The following is a 22,070-nucleotide window of genomic DNA, read 5'->3' on the forward strand; positions in this document are numbered from 1 at the left end:
CATGAGCACGACCACGGAACTCACCGAGACGACCCTTCTGCGGTTCGCGACCGCCGGTTCGGTCGACGACGGCAAGTCGACGCTCGTCGGCCGGCTGCTGCACGACTCCAAGTCGATCCTGACGGATCAGCTGGAGGCCGTGGAGCGCGCGTCGGCGAGCCGGGGCGCCGAGGGCCCCGACCTCGCACTGCTCACCGACGGTCTGCGGGCCGAGCGCGAGCAGGGCATCACCATCGACGTCGCCTACCGCTACTTCGCCACCCCGCGCCGCCGGTTCATCCTCGCCGACACCCCCGGCCACGTGCAGTACACCCGCAACATGGTGACGGGTGCCTCCACGGCCGAGCTGACGGTGATCCTCATCGACGCCCGCAACGGGGTCGTCGAACAGACCCGCCGGCACGCGGCCCTCGCGGCGCTGCTGCGGGTGCCGCACGTGGTGCTCGCCGTGAACAAGATGGACCTGGTCGAGTACAAGGAGAGCGTCTTCGCCGCGATCGCCGAGGAGTTCACGGCGTACGCGCTCGAACTGGGCGTCCCGGAGGTCACCGCGATCCCGATCTCGGCACTCGCCGGTGACAACGTGGTGGAGCCGTCCGCGAACATGGACTGGTACGGCGGCCCGACCGTCCTGGAGCACCTGGAGACGGTCCCGGTCACCCACGACCTGTCCCACTGCCACGCGCGGCTTCCCGTGCAGTACGTGATCCGGCCGCAGACCGCCGAGCACCCCGACTACCGAGGCTACGCCGGTCAGATCGCCGCCGGTTCCTTCCACGTCGGCGAGCAGATCACCGTGCTGCCCTCGGGCCGTTCCACGAAGATCGCCGGCATCGACCTGCTCGGTGAGCCGGTCGACGTGGCCTGGACGACCCAGTCGGTGACGATCCTCCTGGAGGACGACATCGACATCTCGCGCGGCGACCTGCTGGTCCCCAGCAAGGACGCCCCGCCGACCACCCAGGACATCGAGGCGACCGTCTGCCACGTGGCGGACGCCCCGCTGACCGTGGGCCACCGGGTGCTGCTCAAGCACGGCACCCGTACGGTCAAGGCGATCGTCAAGGACATCCCGTCCCGTCTCACGCTCGCCGACCTGTCCCTGCACCCGCACCCGGGACAGCTCGTCGCCAACGACATCGGCCGCGTGAAGATCCGTACCGCCGAGCCGCTGCCCGTCGACTCCTACTCGGACTCGCGGCGCACCGGTTCGTTCATTCTCATCGACCCGAACGACGGCACCACGCTCACCGCGGGCATGGTCGGCGAGTCGTTCGCGTCCCCGGAGCCCGTCAAGGACGAGTCCGAGGACGACGGGTGGGACTTCTGACATGAACTCCACCGACTACTTCTCCACGTTCGCGAAGGAGGGCGGCCGCGTAGGCAGCGGCGCGCTCGGCAGCGGGCAGGGCGGAGTCGCGCGATGTGTGCGCTGACGTACGCGCACCGCTCGCGCGCCCTCACCCCCCACCGCCGTAGACGCAGACCTGCCGACCTCCCGGCCACGACCTGAAAGACCGTGACCGCCGGGCCTCCGAGAGGAACACCTCCCGTGCCTGCTACACCAGTTCTTCGCCGCACCTTCGCGGTCATCGCCGCGCTCCCGCTGCTCACCCTCGCCGCCTGCGGTTACGGCTCCCAGGCGAAGGACACCGACACCGTCAAGGTCGCCGCCGGGGCCAAGAAGATCGACGGGCTCGACTCCGTCAAGATCGGTTACTTCGGCAACCTGACCCACGGCACCGCGCTCGTCGGGGTCAACAAGGGCTTCTTCCAGAAGGAGCTCGGGGCCACGAAGGCCTCGTACGCCACCTTCAACGCCGGCCCGTCCGAGATCGAGGCCCTCAACTCCAAGTCGATCGACATCGGCTGGATCGGCCCGTCCCCGGCGATCAACGGCTACACCAAGTCGGGCGGCAAGAGCCTGAAGATCATCGGCGGTTCGGCGTCCGGCGGTGTGAAGCTGGTCGTCAACCCGGACAAGATCAAGTCCCTGAAGGACGTCAAGGGCAAGAAGATCGCCACCCCGCAGCTCGGCAACACCCAGGACGTGGCGTTCCTCAACTGGATCGCCGACCAGGGCTGGAAGGTCGACGCGCAGAGCGGCAAGGGTGACGTCACCGTCGTCCGCACCGACAACAAGATCACGCCGGACGCCTACAAGTCCGGTTCCATCGACGGCGCCTGGGTGCCGGAGCCGACCGCGTCCAAGCTGGTCGCCGAGGGCGCCAAGGTGCTGCTCGACGAGTCGTCGCTGTGGCCGGACAAGAAGTTCGTGATCACGAACATCATCGTGCGCCAGGACTTCCTCAAGGAGCACCCGAAGGCGGTCGAGGCCGTCCTGAAGGCGTCGGTGGAAGCCAACAAGTGGATCAACGCCAATCCGGACGCGGCGAAGGCGGCGGCGAACAAGCAGCTGGAGGCGGACTCCGGCAAGGCGCTCAAGCCCGAGGTCCTGGACCCGGCCTGGACGTCGATCCAGTTCACCAGCGACCCGCTGGCCGCCACCCTCAACACCGAGGCGGAGCACGCGGTCAAGGCCGGTCTGCTGAAGAAGCCCGACCTGAACGGGATCTACGACCTCACGATCCTCAACAAGGTCCTCAAGGCCGACGGCGAGTCCCCGGTCGACGCCGCCGGTCTCGGCACCAGCTGACCCCGGTCCCCGAAGAGTTCCCAGGAGGTGACGACCATGGCCACGACCACGACACTCGCCAAGGCCGACGAGTCCGTCGAGTACGCCGCACGCCTTGAGCACGTCTCGAAGTCGTTCGCGGGACCGGGCGGACAGCAGCTCGTCCTGGACGACGTCAGCATCGATGTCGCGCCGGGCGAGTTCGTCACCCTCCTGGGGGCCTCGGGCTGCGGCAAGTCCACGCTGCTCAACCTGGTCGCTGGGCTGGACCAGCCCAGCACGGGCGGCATCACGACGGACGGCCGCCCCGCCCTGATGTTCCAGGAACACGCCCTCTTCCCGTGGCTGACCGCGGGCAAGAACATCGAACTCGCCCTGAAACTCCGGGGAGTTCCCAAGCCCGAGCGGCGCGCCAAGGCCGAGGAGCTGCTCGAACTGGTCCGGCTGAAGGGCGCGTACGGCAAGCGCGTGCACGAGCTGTCGGGCGGTATGCGCCAGCGTGTGGCCCTGGCCCGCGCGCTGGCTCAGGAGAGCAACCTGCTGCTGATGGACGAGCCGTTCGCGGCCCTCGACGCCATCACGCGGGACGTGCTGCACGACGAGATCACCCGGATCTGGGAGGAGACCGGACTCTCGGTCCTGTTCGTCACACACAACGTGCGCGAGGCGGTACGGCTCGCGCAGCGCGTGATCCTGCTGTCCTCCCGCCCCGGCCGGATCGCGCGCGAGTGGACGGTCGACATCCCGCAGCCGCGCCGCATCGAGGACGCACCCGTGGCCGAACTGGCCCGTGAGATCACCGAAGAACTGCGTGGGGAGATCCGCCGTCATGGCCAGCACTGACACGACACCGGCCCAGGACGCCGGGAGCGTAGAGGCGGGCCTCGACGCACTGGAGACCCAGGCCACCGGCCGCCCGACCTTCCGACAGACCCTGGTCAACAAGATCCTGCCGCCGGTCATCGCGCTCGCAGTGGTCCTGGTGGTCTGGGCACTGCTCTACCCGATCGTGGACGACCCGTCCAAGCTGCCCTCGCCGTCGGCCGTCGGCGCCACGTTCAAGGAGGCCTGGCTCCAGGGCGACCTGCTCGGCTACATCTGGACCAGCGTCTCGCGCGGTCTGCTGGGCTTCTTCTTCGCCCTGCTGATCGGCACCCCGCTGGGCCTGATCGTGGCCCGGGTGAAGTTCATCCGCGCGGCCATCGGCCCGATCCTGTCCGGCCTCCAGTCGCTGCCGTCGGTGGCGTGGGTGCCGCCGGCCGTGATCTGGCTGGGCCTGAACAACTCCATGATGTACGCGGTGATCCTGCTCGGCGCGGTCCCCTCCATCGCCAACGGCCTGGTGTCCGGCGTCGACCAGGTGCCGCCGCTGTTCCTGCGGGCCGGCCGCACGATGGGGGCGACCGGCGTCAAGGGCATCTGGCACGTCACCCTGCCGGCTGCGCTGCCCGGCTATGTGGCCGGTCTCAAGCAGGGCTGGGCGTTCTCCTGGCGCTCGCTGATGGCCGCGGAGATCATCGCCCAGTTCCCCGACCTGGGCGTGGGCCTCGGCCAGTTGCTGGAGAACGGCCGCACCAACAGCGACATGGCCATGGTGTTCGAGGCGATCCTGCTCATCCTGTTCGTCGGCATCGCGATCGACCTGCTGATCTTCAGCCCGCTGGAGCGGTGGGTGCTGCGCAGCCGCGGTCTGCTGGTGAGGGGCTGAGTCCCATGAAGCCCGTCCTCCTCGTCATCGCCCACGGCAGCCGCGATCCGCGGCACGCCGCGACGGTGCACGCTCTGGTACGCCGGGTGCGCTCGCTGCGCCCGGACGTACGGGTGGAGACGGGCTTCCTGGACTTCAACATCCCTTCCGCGCAAGGGGTGTTGGAGTCCCTGGCGGCGGAGGGCGTCCGTGATGTCGTGGCGCTGCCGCTGCTGTTGACGCGGGCGTTCCACGCCAAGGCGGACATCCCCGCGGTGCTGCGGGACGCGCCGCCGCAGCTGCGGATCCGGCAGGCCGAGGTGCTCGGCCCGTCGCCCCTGCTGCTGTCGGCGCTCGAACGACGGCTGTACGAGGCGGGGTTGACGCCCGCCGACAAGTCCTCGACCGGGGTCGTGCTGGCCTCGGCGGGGTCCACCGACCCGGAGGCGATCGCAGTGATCGCAGCAATCGCGCGGGAGTGGCGGCACACCGGTTGGTGCGCCGTGCGGCCTGCGTTCGCCTCCGCGGCCCTGCCCCGCACCGAGGACGCGGTGCGCGAACTCCGCGCGATGGGCTGCGCCAAGGTGGCCGTGGCGCCGTACGTCCTCGCCCCGGGGTTCCTGCCCGACCGCATCGCGCGAGGCGCGGCGCAGGCGGACGTCCTGGCCGAGGTGCTGGGTTCCGCGCCGGAGGTGGCGCGGGTGCTGCTGCGGCGGTACGACAGCGCGTCGGCGCGGGTGCTGCTGCCGGTCAGCGCGTGAGGCGGCGCTACTCGCCCGGTCGCTCCTTCCCTGCGGCCGCGACCGCCTCGTCGGCCAGCCGTACCAGCTCTGCCACCGGCATCGACCCGGCCTGTCTGCGTTCGCGGGCGTAGGTGTTGGCGAGCCGCTGGAGGAGGTCGTTCAGCGGGGCCGGTACGCCGTTCAGGCGGCCGAGGAGGGTGATCTCGCCGTTGAGGTAGTCGGCCTCGATGGTGCCGGTGCCGCGGGTGAGGGACTGCCAGGAGGAACCGCCGCCGCGCGGGGCGCCCGCCAGCGGCTGCAGAGTGACCTTGTCGCCGCGCAGCGCGCGCTGTTCCTCGCCGCTCGCGTACGCGATTCCGGCGGCGTCGAGGACGGCCATGCCCTCGGCCCGTACCCGGTCGACGAGGGCCAGGGCTTCCTCGCTCTCGACGGGACCGGTGACCGCCTCGACGGCGTTGGCGAGGTTGGCCAGCAGCTTGGCGTACTGCCAGCGGGCCAGGTCCGGCACGACCGGTGCCTCGAACCTCGACTTCTCCAGGTCGGCGGCGATCCGCCGGGCCGTCTCGTCCGTGCCGTGCGGGTACCCGCCCAGGTGCAGGATGCCGGTGAGCGGACTGCCCGCGGCGGAGACGACCCCGGGTTCGACGAAGGTCGCCGGCAGCCAGACGCAGACGCCGTACACGTGCCGGAAGCGGCGCAGGGCCACGCGCTGCCCCTCCACGCCGTTCTGCGCGCACAGCAGCGGCAGCCGCTCGGCCGCCGTGCCGCCGCCCTCGACCGGGGCCGGTCCCCAGGCGTCGAGGGCGCCTTCGGTGTCCTGGGTCTTCACAGCGAGGACGAGCACGTCGTCGGCGCGCAGGGGGCCGAGTCCGGCCGGCCCGTCCACGACCGGGAGCCGGTACGTGAACTCGCCGTCCGGCACTCTCAGCCGCAGTCCGCCGTCCCTGAGGGCCGCGTGGTGGGCGCCCCGCGCGGCCAGGACGACCTCGTGCCCGGCCCCCGCGAGCCGCCCGCCGACGGCCCCGCCGACCGCCCCTGCCCCGATGATGACGTAGCGCATGGGACGAGCCTCGCACACCGTCAGGCTGCGAACGGTGTCGCCTGGTGGAAGTAGAGCAGCCACCCGCTCGGTGTGAGCCGCCACAGCGAACTGCGGTGCGCGCGGCGGCCGTCGGACTCGGTGTCGAAGACGAGATGCACCAGGCCGGGCGCGAGCTCGACGCCCTTCATCCCCGACGCCACGATCGGGCCGGCCGCCTCCTCACCGGCCCCGGCGAGGGCGGCGATGATCGACGCCCGGTCCCAGTGCCGCCCGGACGCGCCGAACTCGTGGAACTCGGGGTGCAGCAGCGCGCCCACCAGCTCGGGCGAGGCGCGCACCTCGGGGTCGAGAAGCCGCAACTCCCGCTCCACGGCCGCCTCCACGGCGGGCCCCCGGTCACTCACTCGTCATCTCCACCAGCTTGACGACGGTGTTCCAGTTGCGGCTGGTGGCGATCACGCCCTTGTTCAGCCTCGGCCTGGACAGCTGCTCGGCGAGCTTGGAGCGGCCGAGGCCGTTCGGGGCGTACAGGTACAGGGCACGGTCACCGAGGCGGAACTCCTCCGGGAGGTGGGCCGACCGGTCGATCTCCGCGAAGCGGTCCGCGTCGACGGGGACGGAGAAGTAGGTGACGTGGAGCTGCTTGCCCTCCAACTCGGCGGCCGGGAAGGGACAGTTGTCGGCGATCGCCTTGAGGTAGGCGTGGTCGCGGACGATCACGTCCACCGTGAAGCCGAACCGCTTCTCGATCGCCTCCGTGAGCTCGGCGGCCAGGGAGTCCTCGTCGCCGTGGTCGGCGGTGAAGACGGCCTGGCCGCTCTGGAGATAGCTGCGGACACCGTCGTGGCCGAGGCCTTCCATCAGCGTGCGCAGGTCGGCCATGGGGACCTTCCTGCTGCCGCCGACGTTGATTCCGCGCAGCAGCGCCGCGTACGTGGTCGTCATTGGCTCACCCTAGAACGGGTCGACCCTGATCACCGCCCCGCACAGCCGCCCGCTAGATGTAAGGGTCACCCTCCTCCCCAGTGGGGAGGTTCCGGCATCCGAGGGGAGGAGTCGAAGGCGCCGCACTTCACCGAGCAGCACGACGAGACGTTCTTATCCACCCCATACCTTCGAAGCGAAAGGTGACGGCAGGGGGCTGTCACCGCTCACAAGGGGGCAATCCCGGCATGGGGAACGGAGACACAAGGGTGCGTGGCCTGGCCGCCCGGGCCGGCGGCTGGAGCGCACGGCACCGATGGGCTGCCGTCGGTATCTGGGTGCTGTTCGTCGTCCTGGCGATGGGACTCGGCTCGGCAGCGGGCCGGGTCGACGTCAAGGACAGCGACCAGCTCAAGGGGGAGACCCACACCGCCGCGAAGATCATCGAGGATGCCGGGATCGACGAGCCGGCCAGTGAAACGGTGCTGATCCAGGCCAGGGACGCCGGTGGCAAGGCGACCGACGCCGACTTCAGGGCGGCCGTCGCCGCGGTCGTGAAGGCGGTCGAGGGCACCGGCAAGGTCACCGACGTGACCTCGCCGTACGACACGAACACCATCTCGAAGGACGGCCGCAGCGCGCTCGTGCAGTTCGACATGCGCGGCGAGGCGGACACCGCCGGGGACCGGGTCGAGCCGGTGCTGAAGGCCGTCGAGGGGGTGCAGAAGGAGCACGGGTCGCTGCGGATCGAGGAGATCGGCGGCGCCAGCATGATGAAGACGTTCGACGACGCGTTCGGCGACGACTTCGAGAAGGCCGAGCTCTCCGCGGTGCCGGTGGCCCTCGGCATCCTGCTCATCGCGTTCGGTGCCGTGGTCGCGGCCCTGCTGCCGGTGCTGCTGGCCGTCACCGCGATCATGGCGACCATGGGCCTGATGGGCCTCGTCAGCCATGTCATGCCGATGAGCGACACCGCCAACTCGGTGATGCTGCTGGTCGGTCTGGCCGTGGGCGTCGACTACTGCCTGTTCTATCTGCGCCGTGAGCGCGAGGAGCGGCAGGCCGGTCGGGACGCCCAGACCGCTCTGCGGATCGCCGCCGCCACCAGTGGCCGCGCGATCATCGTCTCGGGTGTCACGGTGTGTGTGGCCATGGCGGGCATGCTGTTCACCGGGCTCGCCGAGTTCGAGGCGATGGGCCTGGCCTCGCTGATGGTCGTGGCGGTCGCCATGGTCGGTTCCGTGACCGTGCTGCCCGCGCTGCTGTCGCTGCTGGGCGGGCGGGTCGAGAAGGGCAAGATCCCCTTCCTGCACCCGGAGAGCCGGCTGCGCCGCAAGCGGGGCGGCAACCGGGAGAGCCGGTTCTGGACCGCCGTGCTGAAGGGCGTGCTCGCCAAGCCCGTCATCTCGGTCGTCGTCGCGGCCGGCGCGCTGCTCGCCATCGCGGCGCCCGCGCTCGGCATGAAGACCCAGAACCTCACCCTGGACCAGGAGTTCGGCGACTCGCTGCCGATCGTGCAGACGTACAACCGGGTCAACGACGCCTTCCCCGGCGGTTCCGAGCCGGCCGAGGTGGTCGTCAAGGCGGCCGACATCAACGCCCCCGAAGTCACCGGCGCGCTGGCCGACTTCAAGGCGAAGGCGATCTCCTCGGGCGCCTCGCGCGGCCCGGTCGAGATCAAGCTGCACGACGCGCAGAACCTCGCCTTCGTGTACGTCCCGCTGGTCGGCGGCTCGGACCTCGACAAGGCCGGCCGGAGCCTGGACAGGCTGCGCGACGAGGTACGTCCGGCCACACTCGGCAAGGTCGACGGTGTCGAGGCACCGATCACCGGACAGGTGGCCGGTTCCAAGGACTTCAACGACCAACTGGCCGGAGCGGTCGTCCCGGTGTTCGCGTTCGTCGTGGTCTTCGCCTTCGTGCTGATGCTGCTGTCGTTCCGCTCGCTGACGGTCGCGATCACCTCGATCGTGCTCAACCTGCTGTCGGTGGGCGCCGCCTACGGCATCCTCGTCGCGGTCTTCCAGCACGGCTGGGGCGCGTCGCTGGTGGGCGCGGAGGGCGTCGGCGCCATCATCACGTGGCTGCCGCTGTTCCTCTTCGTGATCCTGTTCGGCCTGTCGATGGACTACCACGTGTTCGTGGTCTCGCGGATCCGCGAGGCACGGCTGCGGGGTCGCAGCACGAAGGACGCGATCCAGCACGGGGTGGTCACCACGGCCGGTGTCGTCACCAGCGCCGCCGTCATCATGGTCGCCGTGTTCGCGATCTTCGGGACGCTGTCCATGCAGTCCATGAAGCAGATGGGCGTGGGCCTCGCGGCCGCGGTGCTCATCGACGCGACCATCATCCGGGGCGTGCTGCTGCCGGCGGTCATGGCGCTGCTCGGCGAGCGCAACTGGTACCTGCCGCAGTGGCTGAACGGGCTGCCCGACCTCACCCACGACGAAGCCGCGGACGCCGTGGCCGCACCCGCGGCGCGGGACGACGAAGGTGAGCCGCTGAGGGTCTGACCCCCTCTGCGTGAGGGCTGAACCCCCTTGTACTGAGGGCCCGTTGGTCACCGGGGAGCCAACGGGCCCTCACTCATGCGCGCAGTTCCGCCTCGATGAGATCGGCGGCCCTGCGCGTGCCGCCCTCCTGGGCCATCCCCGCCTGGACCTCCTTGAGCCTGCGGGCGACCTCGGGGTCGCCGAGGAGCGCGAGAGCCGCTTCTCGCAGGACCATCGCGGTCGCGTCCTCCGTGTCGATCCGGCGGGCGACCCCGAGGCCCTGGAGCATGTCGGCGTTGCCGAACTGGTCCACGGCCTGCGGTACGGCGATCATCGGCGTGGCGGTCGCCAGTCCCTCCTGGCTGCCGCCCGCGCCGGCGTGCGTGACGAACAGGTCGGCCTGCCTGAGCACCGCCAACTGCGGTACCCAGGAGCACACTTCGACGTTCTCCGGTACGGCGCCCAGCTCGGCCGGATCGACGTGCTTGCCGACCTGGAGCACGAGGTGCCAGCCGGGGAGGTCGCCGAAGGCCTTGAGGCATTCCTTGTAGAAGTCGGGCCGCTTGGTGAAGGAGGAGCCGAGGGAGACGAGCGCCACCTTCTCGGCCGCGGCCGGGCGCTGCCACTCCCCCTGGGAACTTCGGTCCCCCTGACAGGCGCCGACGAAGGTGTACACGCTCTCGTCGACGCGGTCGGCGTTCGGTTGAAGCGCCCTGGGGATCAGGACGAGGGAGCGGTCGGGACGGCCGACGAAGGGATCGGGGTGCAGGTCGATCCCGTTCTCCCGCAGCCAGTTCTGGAAACGGGCGTAGTAGGCCTGGCCCCGTTCGGTGCTCTTCGGCTCGGACCACAGGGGCTCGGCGACCTCCTCCTCGTAGCCCTGCCAGGCGACGAGATTCGGCGAGAGGGAGATCGCGGGGACGCCCCAGCGGTGGGCGAGGACGCGGGCCGGGTAGGCCGTGATGTCGTGCAGGACGAGGTCCGGTTCGTCACCGTCGTACGCCTCGGTCAGCTGCGGCAGTGCCTGGATCGCGTCGGCGAGGAAGAGCTCCACGTGGTCGAGCAGTTCGGTGCCCCAGGCCGCCGGGTCGTCGTCGGGTCCGGGCAGGGTCGAGTTCCACGGCTTCACCTCGGCACCGGTCTCGGCGACCTTATCGGCGAACAGGGGCGGCACGGCGTACGTGACCCGGTGCCCGCGCGCCACAAGCTCGCGCACCACCTCGAGGCTGGGGTTCACGTGGCCGTGCGCGGCGATGGAGAACATGGCGATGTGTGAGGGAGGGGTCATGACGCCGACCCTAAGCGAGACGATACGTCTCGTGCAATGTCTTTAGGATCGCGCGAAGCGCGAATGGGGGCGCGGGGAACTGCGCGACCAGCCCCCACGCCGCCGCAGACGACGGACAACACATCACGTCATGGCGCCAGCACCTCACTCAGGCGCAGCCACTGCTCGGGCGTCACCTCGCCGACGAGTACATGGCGGTCGAGCCGTGCGCGGTGAAAGCCCGCGTCCACCCGCCGCCGAGGGTGGGCCCGGCGCAGGGAGGCATACAGGCAGCCTCCGACACCGGAGAAACCGAGCTCCACCAGGTCCCGCCACCCCTGCAGAGCGACGGAGTCGAGCAGTGGGGTACGGCGCCGCTCCATCCGGAGGATCCCCGCGTCCACGCGCGGAACGGGCCGGAAACTGCGCCGCCCGACCCGCCCCAGCAGACGCCACTCGTACCGGGGCCAGTTCAGAACCGTCAGCAAGGTCCAACTGCCGTAGTCCCCCGTGCGTTTGCGGGCGTACTCCAGCTGCGTGAGAAGCGTCGCGTCGGTGAGCGCGGGAGCCCTCAGACACCAGTCGACGATCGCGGCCGTACGGGAGAACGGGACGTTCCCGACGACCGAGAAGGCCGTACGGGGCGGGCGGGCCGCGAGGAAGTCGGCGCCGATCACGTCGACTTGAGGCGTGCCGGAGAAGCGGGCGTCGAGGGCCGAAGCGAGCCGTTCGTCGATCTCGTAGGCGAGCAGCCTGCGGCAGCGCGGTGCGAGCAGTTCCGTCAAGGCGCCTTTGCCGGCGCCGACTTCGAGGACGAGCGGGGCTTCCGGGTGCGGTACGGCGACCTTCGCGAAGCGTGCGGCGGCCGCACGGTCGGCGAGGAAGTTCTGCGAGAGGGCGCGGGAAACACGCGAGGGGCGGGCCATGGCCTGCGGTCCTTGTCTTCCGGGTGCGGGAAAAGGGCAGACGAAGGCCCTGACCGGAAGACAGGAGAGTGGGTGCGGGACGAACCTGGCCGCGTGTGATCAGCGGCGGGCGTGGCTCCCCGGGCCGGTCAGGGCTCCGGGGCCACGCCGCATCCGTACGGAGTGCGTGAAGCCCCGGCCGAGACCGGAGAAACGGATCGCGTTGTTCGCTGCCACGGACGGAACGCTAGGGCGGCCCGGCCGGCAGGGACAACCGGTTTTTCAACGCTGGTAGCGGGCCAGCACCAGGTTCCCGTCCTCCTCCAGCCGTTCGCGCAGCTCACCGAGGCCGATCGCCCCGCTGTAGTACTCCTGGAAGGCGGGGGTGGCCACCTTGTCCTTCCACTCCGGGTAGCCCCGGACGGACTGCGCGGGGGCCGACCGAAGGTGTGAGGCGAGGGCGGTTCCCGTCGCCCAGCCGTCCTTCGCGGTGTGCAGGGCGGGGTCCTTCAGGGCCGCGGTTACGGTGGGCAGCATCCAGTCCCCCAGCGCCAGCCGGACCATGTTCTTCGGCCGGAGCAGGAAGTCGATGAACGCGGCGGCCTCCTTCTTGTGCGGGCTGTCCTCGGCGACGGACAGGGTCTGCGGGCTGACGCCCTGGGTGAGCCCGTCGGTACCGGCCGGGGCGGGCAGCACCTGCCACCGGAAGCCCTTCGGCGCCTGCTGCGCGATCTGCTGACGGTAGGAGAACCCGAGCGGGACCATCGCGTACTTGCCGCCGAAGAAGCCGGGCAGGGTGTCGGAGCCGCCGCTGCCGAGCGTGGTGGGCGAGGCGCTGTGATCGGTGTTCGCCTGGTCGCGGATGGTGCGGGGCACGGTCTCGTCGGCCTTCTCGAAACGAATAGTGACCTTTCCGTCGGCACCCCGGTGGAAGAGCTGTCCGGCCGCCGACAGCGACAGGTTGAGGGTCGCGGAGACGGGCTCCTTGAGCGGCCACGCCACGCCGTACGTGCCGTCGCCGCTGAGCTGTTCGGTGATCCGCCGGAACTCCGGCCAGCTCCAGGGGTGTTCGGGGGTCGGGATGCGCACGCCGGACTCCTTCATCCAGTCGGCGTTGGCGATGAGCACGCGGGGTTCCTGGAGGAAGGGCACGCCGTAGACACCGTCGCCGAAGGTGGCGGTCTCCCAACTCCGCTGCGGAATGTCCGTCTTGAGCCGCTGGGGCAGCAGGTCCTTGAGGTCCGCGAGATAGCCGCCGTAGGCGAAGTCCGCGAGGTCGTCGGAGGCGTCATGGATGATGTCGGGCGCCTCCCCGCCCTCGAAGGAGGTGAGCAGCTGGTCGTGGACGCTGTCCCAACTTCCCTGCACGTAATCGACCTTGACGTCCGGGTGGGTGGCGTTCCACTCCTTCACGAGTTCCTGGTTCGCCTCGACGGACTCCTCCTGCCACGCGAGGGACTGGAAGCGCAGGGTGATGCGACCGTCCTCGGACGTGCTCGTGCCGGTGCACCCGGCCAGGAGCAGGAGCAGGACTCCCACGAACCATCGTGCGCGCATCAGCTCTTCACCGCCCCGGCCAACATGCCTCCCGTGATCCACCGTTGGATGATCGCGAAGATGATCAGCGAAGGCAGGGTGGCGAGGAAGGCGGCCGCCGCCAGCGGGCCGAGGTCGGCGACGCCCTCCGCTCCGATGAAGTGCGTGAGGACGACCGGCAGGGTCTGTTTGTCCGCGGTCTTCAGCAGCACCAGGGCGAAGAAGAACTCGTTCCACGCGGTGATGAACGCGAACAGAGCCGTGGCCACGATCCCCGGCGCGAGCAGCGGCGCCGTCACCGACACCAGGGTCCTGAGGCGTCCGGCCCCGTCGACGGCCGCCGCCTCCTCCAGCTCGGTCGGCACGGCACGGACGTATCCGACGAGCATCCACAGCGCGAACGGCAGCGCCCACACGACGTACACCAGCACCAGTCCCGCAAGGGAGTTGATCAGCCGGAGGTTCTTCAGCACCAGGAACAGCGGGATGATCACCAGCACGAGCGGGAACGCCTGGCTGACCACCACCCAGCCCGTGGCGGCCTTCGCGAGCCGGGTGCGCCGGCGGGCCATGACGTAGGCGAGCGGGGTCGCGATCAGTACGGCGATCACGGCGGCGGCGGACGCGGCGAGCAGGGAGTTTCCGGCGGCGCGCAGCAGGGGCTGTTCGTCGAAGGCCTGACGGAAGTTGTCGAGGGTCGGGTCCCGGGGGATCCAGGTGGGGTGCAGACTGCCCAGTTCGCGCGGGGACTTGAAGGCGGTGGAGACCAGCCAGAGGAAGGGGAAGGCGAGGAAGACGAGATAGGCGAGGAGGGCGGCGTACTGGCCGACCCGGCCGGTGGTGCTGGTCCTCATGCCTCGTCACCTCCCTTCAGCCGGCCCACCAGGAAGAGGGCGAGGAGGACGGAGACGACGGCGACCATCACACAGCCCATGGCTGCCGCGTAGCCGAACTGGCCGTAACGGAAGGCCTCTTCGTAGGCGAAGAGCATCGGCAGGCGGGTGCGGCCGCCGGGTCCGCCGCTGGTCAGGACGTACACCAGGGCGAACGAGTTGAAGTTCCAGATGAGGTTGAGCGCGGTGATCGCGAGGGCGACCGGTCTGAGGGCGGGCCAGGTGACCGTGCGGAATCTTCGCCAGGCGCCCGCGCCGTCCATCGCGGCAGCCTCGTGGAGTTCCCGCGGGGTGTTCTGGAGGCCGGCGAGCAGGGTGACCGTCGTCTGGGGCATTCCGGCCCAGACGCCGACGACGATCACGGCGGGCAGGGCGGTGGACAGGCCACTGAGCCAGTCGCGGCCGTCGCCGAGGCCGAGGGAGCGGAGCGTCTCGTTGAGGACACCGGCGTCCGGGTTGTAGACGAGCCGCCACATGACGCCGACGACGACCTCGGGCATGGCCCAGGGGATGATCGCGAGGGCGCGGGCGAGCCAGCGCAGTCTGAGGTCCTGGTCGAGCAGGAGGGCGAGGCCGAGGGCCAGCAGGAACTGCGGGACGGTCACACCGACCGCCCACACCAGGCCGATCCGGAACGACTCCCAGAACAGCGTGTCGTGCAGCAGATCCTGGAAGTTGAGTCCGCCGATCCACTGGGTGGCCCGGGTCCGGCCCGACTGGGCGTCGGTGAAGGCCAGCGAGATCCCGTACAGCAGGGGCCCCACGCTCAGCACCAGGATGGGGATCAGCGCGGGCAGCACCAGGAACCAGGCCCCGCGGTCGGAAGGGCGACGGCCCCCCTCGGCGCGCGGTGCGCCCTGCGCCGACCGCTCCGTCGCGGTCACCAAGGTCACGTCATCGGCTCCTTCGCACGGCTCGTGACGATCCGGCCCTCCTGGCCTGGGCCTCCGTCATGGTCGTGAAGGGGGTATGCGCCGTCAAGGCAGCGTGCACACCGGCCCACCTGTGGGAATGCGAGACTGGCCGGGCGATGGCGTGAACTCGACGCCGTTCGCGGTGGCAATACACGGGCATGCACGACATGCCGGGACCGGGAGGCCGGACGATGGACGAGGCACGGGCGCGGGACGTACTGGCCGCGGCGGGAGTGTCGGCGGGCTCGGCACACCTGCTCGCCCTGGGCGAGAACGCCGTCTTCGCCGCCGGTGACCTGGTCGTCAAAGTGGGGCGCGACGCCGAGCTCCTGGACCGGGCGCGCCGCGAACTGGACATCGCGGTCTGGCTGGCGGAGGCGGGGGTGCCGGCGGTACGGGCGGCCGAGCCGAAGGCACGGTTGGTCGAGGGACATCCGGTGACGCTGTGGCACCGGCTCCCCGATGCCGTACGGCCCGCCGACCCGCGGGATTTGGCCGAACTGTTGCGGGTGGTGCACGCGCTGCCCTCGCCGTCCTTCGTCCTGCCTCCCCGGGAGCTGCTGGGGGGTGTCGAGCGGTGGCTACGGCTTGCGGGGGACGCGATCGACCCCGCCGACGCGGCGTATCTGCGGGAGCGGCGGGACGGCTTCGCGGCGGCCGCGGCTGCGGTGACCCCTCATCTGGAGCCGGGGCCGATCCATGGGGACGCGCTGCCCCGCAATGTTCATGTGGGGCCGGACGGGCCGGTTCTCGTCGATCTGGAGACGTTCTCCGCCGATCTGCGGGAGCACGATCTGGTGGTCATGGCTCTTTCCCGGGACCGGTACGGGGTGCCTGCCGAGGCCTATGACGCGTTCGTCTCCGCCTATGGGTGGGATGTGCGGGAGTGGGAGGGATGTTCGGTGCTTCGGGGGGCCCGGGAGACGGCCAGCTGTGCGTGGGTCGCGCAGCATGCGCCGTCGAATCCCAAGGCGTTGGCCGAGTTCGAACGGCGGGTGGCTTCGTTGCGGGACGGCGACGAGACGGTGCGGTGGTATGCGTTCTGACCGGTGAGCTGGAGCGGGCCTCTCCCCTGAGTCAGCCACCTGGTCCTTGGATGGTTCGTGCCGCCCGTCTCAGTTCCGCGAGAACGGTGCGGACCGCGCTCCGGGCCGTGCGCTCCGGGCGGTAGAGCGCGTCGATGTGGCGCCTTGCCCGGACGCCGCTCAGGGGTCTCAGTACCAGCGCCGGATGCCGGGGCATCGTCCAGCGGGGCATCAACGCCAGGCCGCCGCCCGCCGCCACCGCCTCCGCCGCCACCGCGAACTCATTGATGCGGTGGGCCAGATGCAGGCGGTGGCCCGCTGCCGCCGCGATCGCCTCGATGGTGGCCATGACCGGGAACCCGTCGTGGACGGTGATCCAGGGTTCGCCGGCCACGTCAGCCGGAGTCACCCGGCGCCTGGCCGCCAAGGGGTGATCCGTGGGCATGGCCACGTCCAGTGGTTCACGCAGGAGCGTGGTGGCCGTCACCGTGGGCGGCCAGGCGGGGGCATGGTCGAGGCGGTGGGCCAGGACGATGTCGTACTCGCGGGTGAGGCGGGGGAAGTCCTCCTGCGGGACGTCCTCGTCGGCCAGCCTCGGCACGGGGGCGCCGGGATCGGCGAGGGCGCGCAGCAGCAGCGGGAAGAAGGCGGCGCCCGCGCTGTGGAAGGCCGCCACCGAGACCTCGCCCCCGGGGCGGTCCACGAACTCCTCGACCGTGTGCCGCGCGCGGGCCAGCGCCGTCTCCACCTCGATGGCCGCGCCCGCCAGCGCCTGCCCGGCGTCCGTGAGCACCAGCCGCCTGCCGTCCCGCTCGGTCAGCGGCACCTTCACCGAACGCTGCAACAGCCTCAGCTGCTGCGAGATCGCCGACGGGGTCACAAGAAGCGCCTCCGCGACCGCGGTGACGCTGCCCAGTTCGCCGAGTTCCCGCAGGATCCGCAGCTGTCGTTCGTCCATCACGACAGTGTAGGAGTACTAAAAGATCGTTTAAGGAACTGGCTCTGGGCTTCAGAGACAGCTGGGTGCAGGGTGGGCGGGTGTCCGACGCCCGCCGTACCGACGTGGTACTCCTGCTGGTCGCGATCGTCTGGGGTTCGAGTTATCTCTCGGCCCAGACCGCGACGTCCGCTCTGCCTGTCCTGCTGGTGCTCTTCGCCCGCTACGCCCTGTCCGCCCTCGCTTGCCTGGGAGTCGTCGTCTCCCCCGGCCGAGGGCCGCGCCGATGGACCCGGGAGGAGCTGCGGGCGGGGATTCCTCTGGGCCTCACCCAGGCCGCCGTCCTGGTCGTCGAGACCTACGGTGTCGCCCACACCAGCGCCGCCAACGCCGGGCTCATCATCAGCCTGACCATCGTCCTCACCCCCCTCCTCGACCGCACCGGTCACCGGGGCGGTCTGCCGCCCGTGTTCTACGCCGCGGCCGGTGTCTGCGTCCTGGCCGTCGGCCTCCTCATGGCGGGCAACGGCTTCCACGCACCCCGCCTCGGCGACCTGCTGATGCTCGGCGCCGCGGTCGTCCGGGCCGGCCATGTCGCACTCGTCGGCCGGCTCACCGCCCGCCGGGCGATTCGGCCACTGCACCTCACCACCGTGCAGACCCTCGTCGGCACCGCCCTGTTCCTCCCCTTGGCCTCGCGCGACCTCCCGCTGCTGGCCCACGCGGACTCGGCAACCTGGACGCAGCTGCTCTACCTCGCCCTGTTCTGCAGTGTGTTCGCCTTTCTCGCCCAGACCTGGGCGGTGCAGCGCACCTCGGCCAGCCGGGCCAGTCTGCTGCTGGGCACCGAGCCGATCTGGGCCGCGGCGGCCGGAGTCGCCCTGGGCGGCGAGCACTTCACCGCACTGACCGGACTCGGAGCGGTCATGATGATCACCGGCACCTACTGGGGGCAGTCGGTGGAACGCGCCCACCGCGCGACTTCCCTCCCCCGCACCGAAGTTCACCCCATCGAAGAGGACACCCGATGCCCGGCGACGGCGCCCACGACACCTACCACCGTCTGATCTCCCTGCTCGACACCTCCTCCGTCGAGTACCGGCTCATCGACCACGAACCCGAGGGCACCACCGAGGCCGTGTGCGCGCTGCGCGGACACCCCTCCTCCGAGGCCGCGAAGTGCATCGTGCTGCGGGTCAAGGTGGACCGCCGGACCACCCGGCATGTCCTCGCGGTCGTCCCCGGCGACCGGCGCGTGGACCTGGACGCGATCCGGACGCTGTTCGCGGCGCGCTACGTCGGGTTCAGCGATGCGGAGACCGCCGAGCGGCTGGCCCGCGCGATCCCCGGCACGGTCCTGCCGTTCAGCTTCGATCCCGAGCTGGAGGTCGTCGCCGATCCGGATGTCGTGAAGCAGCCCCGGATGTACTTCAACGCCGCCCGGCTGGACCGGTCGCTGTGCATGTCGGGGGCCGACTACGGGCGGTTGGCCGGGCCCCGGGTGGAGCCGATCGCGAGCCCGCCGCTCTCGGATGCGCTGCCGGGGTGACGCCCGCTCACACCGTCTCGTCGGCAGGCTCGCGCAGCGGCCAGGTGCCGTCGATCACCGCCGCCGCGTCGCCCTTGCGGCGCAGGAAGTCCTGGAAGTCCGCCGCCCATTCCGCGTACCACTCGATCTGACGACGGTGCAGGTCCGCCGGGCCGAGGGCCGCGACCTTGGGGTGACGGTCGGCTATCGCGCAGGCCAGCCGGGCCGCGGCGAGGGCATCGGCACAGGCGTCGTGGGCGGCGTCGAGCGCGACACCGTACTCCGTGCAGACCGCTTCGAGGTTGCGCTTGCCGCGGCGGTAGCGGTCCACCGAGCGGTCGATGGTGTACGGATCGATGACCGGGGCCGGGTCGAGGCCACCCAGGCGCTCACGCAGGGACGGCAGGCCGTACCGGCGCAGTTCGGCGGAGAGGAGGCTCAGGTCGAAGGCGGCGTTGTAGGCGACGACCGGGACGCCCGTCTTCCAGTAGGTCGCGAGGACGTCCGCGATGGCGTCGGCGACCTGGTCGGCGGGGCGGCCCTCGGCGGCCGCCCGTTCGTTGCTGATGCCGTGCACCGCCACCGCGTCCGCCGGGATCTCCATGCCCGGGTCCGCCAGCCACTCCCGGCGCCCTATGGGCTGCCCGTCCCTGACCTCGATCACGGCCGCCGTGACGATGCGCGCCTCGCGCGGATCGGTGCCGGTGGTCTCCAGGTCGAAGCCGATCAGCAGCTCTCGGTGCCAGCCCATGGGCGGTCCCCCTTCTTGGTGGTGCTTTCCCCCAGTGGTCTCCACCTTCCCATGCGCCACTGACAATCAGAGGGCCGCGTTCCGCTTGGCGCCCTGCCCTGTGGGACGTTCAGGACACCGGTCGCGAATCCGCCCAGTTCGTCTCGAACTCCTCGCGGTAGGTCGGGAAGAGGCCGCTGTCGTCCACGTCTCCCGCCTTGACCACCCGGTTGCCGTTGCGCAGCACGAGGACCGGTGCCTCCATGCCCCGCGACCGGCGCAGATAGGACTGCACGACCGCAATGCCGTCCGAACCGTCGCCGTCCACGAGGTAGGCCGTGAAGCGCGGGGTGTCGTCGTAGACCTGGATCTCGAAGGCGCCCGGGTCGCGCAGTTTCGACCGCACCCGGCGCATGTGCAGGATGTTCATCTCGACGGCCCGGCTCAACTCGCCGCGCTTCATGCCCAGTTCCCGCTCGCGCCGCTTGACCGCGCTGGAGGCCGGGTTCAGGAAGAGCAGCCGCACCCGGCAACCGGCCTCGGCGAGGCGCACCAGACGGCGGCCGGAGAAGTTCTGCACGAGGAGGTTGAGGCCGATGCCGACGGCGTCGAGGCGACGGGCGCCGCCGAAGATGTCCTCGGCGGGAAACTGGCGCAGCAGCCGCACCCGGTCGGGGTGCACGGCGACCACGTCGGCGTACCGGTCGCCGACCAGGTCCTCCACCGCGTCGACGGGCAGCCGGCGTGCGGACGGCACGTCGCCGCCGGCGCCGAGTATCTCGAGGAGCTTGGCGGAGGCGCGCTCGGCCTGGCCGAGGACCGCCTCGGACAGGGCCCGGTTGCGGGAGACGACGTTGCGTGTCACCTCCAGCTCGTCCAGGGCCAGTTCGACATCCCGGCGGTCATCGAAGTAGGGCTCGAAGCACGGCCAGTGCTGCACCATCAGCTCGCGCAGCTGGGGCAGGGTGAGGAAGCTGAGGACGTTGTCGTCGGCGGGGTCGAGCAGATAGCCCTTGCGGCGGCTGACCTCGCGGACGGCGACCGCGCGCTGGACCCACTCCTGTCCGGCGGGTCCGGCGGCGGCGACCACCCAGTCGTCATGGCCGTGGACGGGTTCGTAGATGGGACGCAGAACAGCGGCCACGACGGCCCGCAGCCGCTGTTCGACGAGGTTCAGCCAGATGTAGGCCCGGCCCGCCCGCTGCGCACGCGTGCGTACCTCGCGCCAGGCGTCGGCGTCCCAGTCCAGCTCCGGCCCGATCGTCGCTCCCGCGTCCATCGGCCGTGCCAGGGACACCGTGCCGGGCGGGGCGTCTGCGGAGTTCCCCTCGTGACCCTCGTCACCAGGGGGCAACTCCAGCCCTCCCGAGCCCACCCGCGCACCGCCTTCCGCTCCCCCGAGCACTCCCCTTGCCAACGATCAAGGAAGGGTACTCCGGGAGCGGTCGGCGGTGCAGCCGGATGGACAGGGTCAATCTCAACTACCGAATTCCCAGTGCCCGTTCTGCCCGGCGAGCTCGGCCGGAGTGAGCGGGTTCATAGCCGTGACATCCCTGGGGGCGATGGAGAATCCCTGCCAGTGGACCGGCATGGGCTGCTGGTCCTCGTCCCGGGCGATGTGGTGGAAGCCGACGTTCATCCAGACCACCGGGTGGGTGAGGCTCTGGCCGTTGACCCACTTGTCGACGGACTTGCCCGCTCCGGCCCCGCAGTCACCGGTGTTGTTGCTGGCGAACTGCTCGCACGGGTTGTACTCGGTGAAGTACACGTCGTGCTTGGTGAAGGAGCGGCCCGGGTACTTGGTGCTCGGACCGGGGACGATCTCGTACGACCGCTGGTGCCAGTCCTTGTTCTTGCCGACCGCGCTGACCATGCGCCACCAGCGGTAGCTCTTGGAGTCGCCCGCGAGTTCCTTGGTGACCGGGGTGCGGGTGGTCTTGACGGTCGCGGTCTGCTGGCCCTGGGCGGCCGCGGTGACCGTGGAGTCGTACTGCTCGACCCGGTTCTTGGAAGAGCCGTCGAGGGCGAAGTCCAGGCGCCAGAAGGCGTTGTGGCTGTGGCTGGTGGCCTGGGCGCGGGGGCCCTTGCCGATGGGCCAGCCGCGGCCGTCGCCGGCGTCGTAGTCCTCGTAGGAGAGGCTGCCGGTCGCGCCGAGGTTCATGGAGATGGTGCCGTCGTCCTGGAAGCGCCACTCGGTCATGTACTCGTACCAGCCGACCTGGTTGACCGAGTAGACGAGCAGGTCCTTGCCCTGGGCCTGGTAGACCTTGTTCGCGCTGTCGCCCTGCATGCGGTAGGCGTGGCCGCGGGAACGGGTCGTGGTGCACAGGCCGTTGACGTTTTCGCGGTCCGGATCCCAGGAGTCCGGGACCTTGACGCTCTTGATGGTGCCGCCGGGGCACTCGCCCGGGTCCAGGTTCATCAGGCCCTGTGCGAAGCCGAAGCCCGTCAGGTCGTCGTACTCGACGCTGCCGTCGTCGTAGGGGACGTGGATCTGGCCGAGCCGGGCGCTGTTGAGGACCTTGATGGGCGCGGCCTCGCCCTTGGGCTGGTAGGAGATGTTCTCCAGGACCATCCCGGCCTTGCTGTCGTAGCGCCAGCACATCCGCCAGGTCGTGCCGCTGGAGAGCTTCTGCTCGATCTTGTAGGCGGCGCTGCACTCCGCCGCGGCCGCGGCGGCGGCCCCCGGCTGGGCGGCGGCCGGTCCCGCACCGGTCGTGACACCGGCGGCCAGCGCGGCCACGGACACGCCGAGGGCCGCGTGCCTGCGCGCGCGGCTGATTCTGTTGACACGCATGAAGAAATGACTCCC

General features: G+C 70.5%; 20 protein-coding genes and 1 pseudogene. 9 read left to right on the forward strand and 12 right to left on the reverse strand.

Annotated elements, in window-relative coordinates; all coding sequences use genetic code 11:
• Position 1: 1 nt before the first annotated feature.
• The 5 genes from ABZT02_RS03955 (at position 2) to ABZT02_RS03975 (ending at position 5,083) form a co-directional block, all read left to right on the forward strand.
• The gene (locus tag ABZT02_RS03955; RefSeq protein WP_356013950.1) at positions 2 to 1,330 is read left to right on the forward strand and encodes a GTP-binding protein; all 1,329 of its coding nucleotides are present in this window, start codon (positions 2 to 4) and stop codon (positions 1,328 to 1,330) included.
• Between the two features lie 222 nt (positions 1,331 to 1,552).
• Positions 1,553 to 2,656 (forward strand): aliphatic sulfonate ABC transporter substrate-binding protein, encoded by a 1,104-nt coding sequence (locus ABZT02_RS03960; RefSeq protein ID WP_356013952.1) that lies wholly within the window; start codon positions 1,553 to 1,555, stop codon positions 2,654 to 2,656.
• Between the two features lie 36 nt (positions 2,657 to 2,692).
• Entirely contained in the window at positions 2,693 to 3,478 is a 786-nt protein-coding gene (locus ABZT02_RS03965) for an ABC transporter ATP-binding protein (RefSeq protein ID WP_356013954.1), read from the forward strand.
• Positions 3,465 to 4,343, forward strand: a complete 879-nt coding sequence (locus ABZT02_RS03970; protein WP_356013956.1) for an ABC transporter permease — start codon at positions 3,465 to 3,467, stop codon at positions 4,341 to 4,343. The genes ABZT02_RS03965 and ABZT02_RS03970 overlap by 14 nt, the downstream gene beginning before the upstream one ends.
• A gap of 5 nt (positions 4,344 to 4,348) precedes the next feature.
• The gene (locus ABZT02_RS03975) at positions 4,349 to 5,083 is read left to right on the forward strand and encodes a sirohydrochlorin chelatase (protein WP_356013957.1); all 735 of its coding nucleotides are present in this window, start codon (positions 4,349 to 4,351) and stop codon (positions 5,081 to 5,083) included.
• 7 nt (positions 5,084 to 5,090) lie between these two features.
• Here the strand turns inward: ABZT02_RS03975 and ABZT02_RS03980 are convergent, their stop codons facing one another.
• Genes ABZT02_RS03980 through ABZT02_RS03990 form a run of 3 tightly spaced genes read right to left on the reverse strand, consistent with a single transcriptional unit; the run spans position 5,091 to position 7,052 of the window.
• Entirely contained in the window at positions 5,091 to 6,125 is a 1,035-nt protein-coding gene (locus tag ABZT02_RS03980; protein WP_356013959.1) for a 2-dehydropantoate 2-reductase N-terminal domain-containing protein, read from the reverse strand.
• A gap of 20 nt (positions 6,126 to 6,145) precedes the next feature.
• Positions 6,146 to 6,511: a nuclear transport factor 2 family protein gene (locus ABZT02_RS03985; RefSeq protein ID WP_356013961.1), complete on the reverse strand. Its 366-nt coding sequence runs from the start codon at positions 6,509 to 6,511 to the stop codon at positions 6,146 to 6,148.
• Positions 6,504 to 7,052, reverse strand: coding sequence for a DUF1697 domain-containing protein (locus ABZT02_RS03990; protein ID WP_356013962.1), 549 nt, complete (start codon positions 7,050 to 7,052; stop codon positions 6,504 to 6,506). Before ABZT02_RS03990 ends, ABZT02_RS03985 begins: the two co-directional genes overlap by 8 nt.
• A gap of 227 nt (positions 7,053 to 7,279) precedes the next feature.
• On the opposite strand from ABZT02_RS03990, the gene ABZT02_RS03995 reads away from it, so the two are divergent.
• Complete coding sequence (locus tag ABZT02_RS03995) at positions 7,280 to 9,544, forward strand: MMPL family transporter (protein WP_356013964.1); 2,265 nt, start codon at positions 7,280 to 7,282, stop codon at positions 9,542 to 9,544.
• Positions 9,545 to 9,617: 73 nt separating this feature from the next.
• Here the strand turns inward: ABZT02_RS03995 and mgt are convergent.
• The 5 genes and pseudogenes from mgt to ABZT02_RS04020 form a co-directional block, all read right to left on the reverse strand.
• Positions 9,618 to 10,860: pseudogene (mgt, locus tag ABZT02_RS04000) on the reverse strand (macrolide-inactivating glycosyltransferase).
• A gap of 79 nt (positions 10,861 to 10,939) precedes the next feature.
• Positions 10,940 to 11,716 carry an ErmE/ErmH/ErmO/ErmR family 23S rRNA (adenine(2058)-N(6))-methyltransferase gene (gene erm / locus ABZT02_RS04005; RefSeq protein WP_356013966.1) on the reverse strand — a complete coding sequence of 259 codons (777 nt, stop codon included), beginning with the start codon at positions 11,714 to 11,716 and terminating at the stop codon, positions 10,940 to 10,942.
• Positions 11,717 to 11,977: 261 nt separating this feature from the next.
• The gene (locus ABZT02_RS04010; protein ID WP_356013968.1) at positions 11,978 to 13,252 is read right to left on the reverse strand and encodes a sugar ABC transporter substrate-binding protein; all 1,275 of its coding nucleotides are present in this window, start codon (positions 13,250 to 13,252) and stop codon (positions 11,978 to 11,980) included.
• Complete coding sequence (locus ABZT02_RS04015; RefSeq protein WP_356013969.1) at positions 13,252 to 14,085, reverse strand: carbohydrate ABC transporter permease; 834 nt, start codon at positions 14,083 to 14,085, stop codon at positions 13,252 to 13,254. Before ABZT02_RS04015 ends, ABZT02_RS04010 begins: the two co-directional genes overlap by 1 nt.
• Positions 14,082 to 15,017 carry a sugar ABC transporter permease gene (locus ABZT02_RS04020; RefSeq protein WP_356013971.1) on the reverse strand — a complete coding sequence of 312 codons (936 nt, stop codon included), beginning with the start codon at positions 15,015 to 15,017 and terminating at the stop codon, positions 14,082 to 14,084. Before ABZT02_RS04020 ends, ABZT02_RS04015 begins: the two co-directional genes overlap by 4 nt.
• A 212-nt stretch (positions 15,018 to 15,229) precedes the next feature.
• On the opposite strand from ABZT02_RS04020, the gene ABZT02_RS04025 reads away from it, so the two are divergent.
• Complete coding sequence (locus tag ABZT02_RS04025; RefSeq protein ID WP_356013973.1) at positions 15,230 to 16,084, forward strand: aminoglycoside phosphotransferase family protein; 855 nt, start codon at positions 15,230 to 15,232, stop codon at positions 16,082 to 16,084.
• A gap of 31 nt (positions 16,085 to 16,115) precedes the next feature.
• On the opposite strand, the gene ABZT02_RS04030 is transcribed toward ABZT02_RS04025, so the two are convergent.
• On the reverse strand, positions 16,116 to 17,021 hold the full coding sequence (locus ABZT02_RS04030) for a LysR family transcriptional regulator (RefSeq protein WP_356013974.1): 906 nt from the start codon (positions 17,019 to 17,021) through the stop codon (positions 16,116 to 16,118).
• A gap of 80 nt (positions 17,022 to 17,101) precedes the next feature.
• Between ABZT02_RS04030 and ABZT02_RS04035 the strand changes: the two genes are divergently transcribed.
• Together ABZT02_RS04035 and ABZT02_RS04040 are read left to right on the forward strand one after the other, a co-directional pair.
• Positions 17,102 to 18,067, forward strand: a complete 966-nt coding sequence (locus ABZT02_RS04035) for a DMT family transporter (RefSeq protein ID WP_356013976.1) — start codon at positions 17,102 to 17,104, stop codon at positions 18,065 to 18,067.
• Positions 18,028 to 18,549, forward strand: a complete 522-nt coding sequence (locus tag ABZT02_RS04040) for a YbaK/EbsC family protein (protein ID WP_356013978.1) — start codon at positions 18,028 to 18,030, stop codon at positions 18,547 to 18,549. The genes ABZT02_RS04035 and ABZT02_RS04040 overlap by 40 nt, the downstream gene beginning before the upstream one ends.
• Before the next feature lie 7 nt (positions 18,550 to 18,556).
• Here ABZT02_RS04040 and ABZT02_RS04045 read toward each other — a convergent pair whose 3' ends face one another.
• The 3 genes from ABZT02_RS04045 to ABZT02_RS04055 all read right to left on the reverse strand — a co-directional run bounded on the left by ABZT02_RS04045 (position 18,557) and on the right by ABZT02_RS04055 (position 22,055).
• A complete protein-coding gene (locus ABZT02_RS04045; RefSeq protein ID WP_356013979.1) occupies positions 18,557 to 19,279 on the reverse strand; it encodes a 3'-5' exonuclease in 723 nt (240 codons plus the stop codon).
• A gap of 109 nt (positions 19,280 to 19,388) precedes the next feature.
• Positions 19,389 to 20,663, reverse strand: coding sequence for an SAV2148 family HEPN domain-containing protein (locus ABZT02_RS04050; RefSeq protein ID WP_356014576.1), 1,275 nt, complete (start codon positions 20,661 to 20,663; stop codon positions 19,389 to 19,391).
• A gap of 72 nt (positions 20,664 to 20,735) precedes the next feature.
• Positions 20,736 to 22,055 (reverse strand): copper amine oxidase, encoded by a 1,320-nt coding sequence (locus ABZT02_RS04055; RefSeq protein ID WP_356013981.1) that lies wholly within the window; start codon positions 22,053 to 22,055, stop codon positions 20,736 to 20,738.
• Positions 22,056 to 22,070 lie beyond the last annotated feature (15 nt).

This window comes from Streptomyces sp. NPDC005402 (assembly GCF_040606575.1).
Classification (GTDB): domain Bacteria; phylum Actinomycetota; class Actinomycetes; order Streptomycetales; family Streptomycetaceae; genus Streptomyces.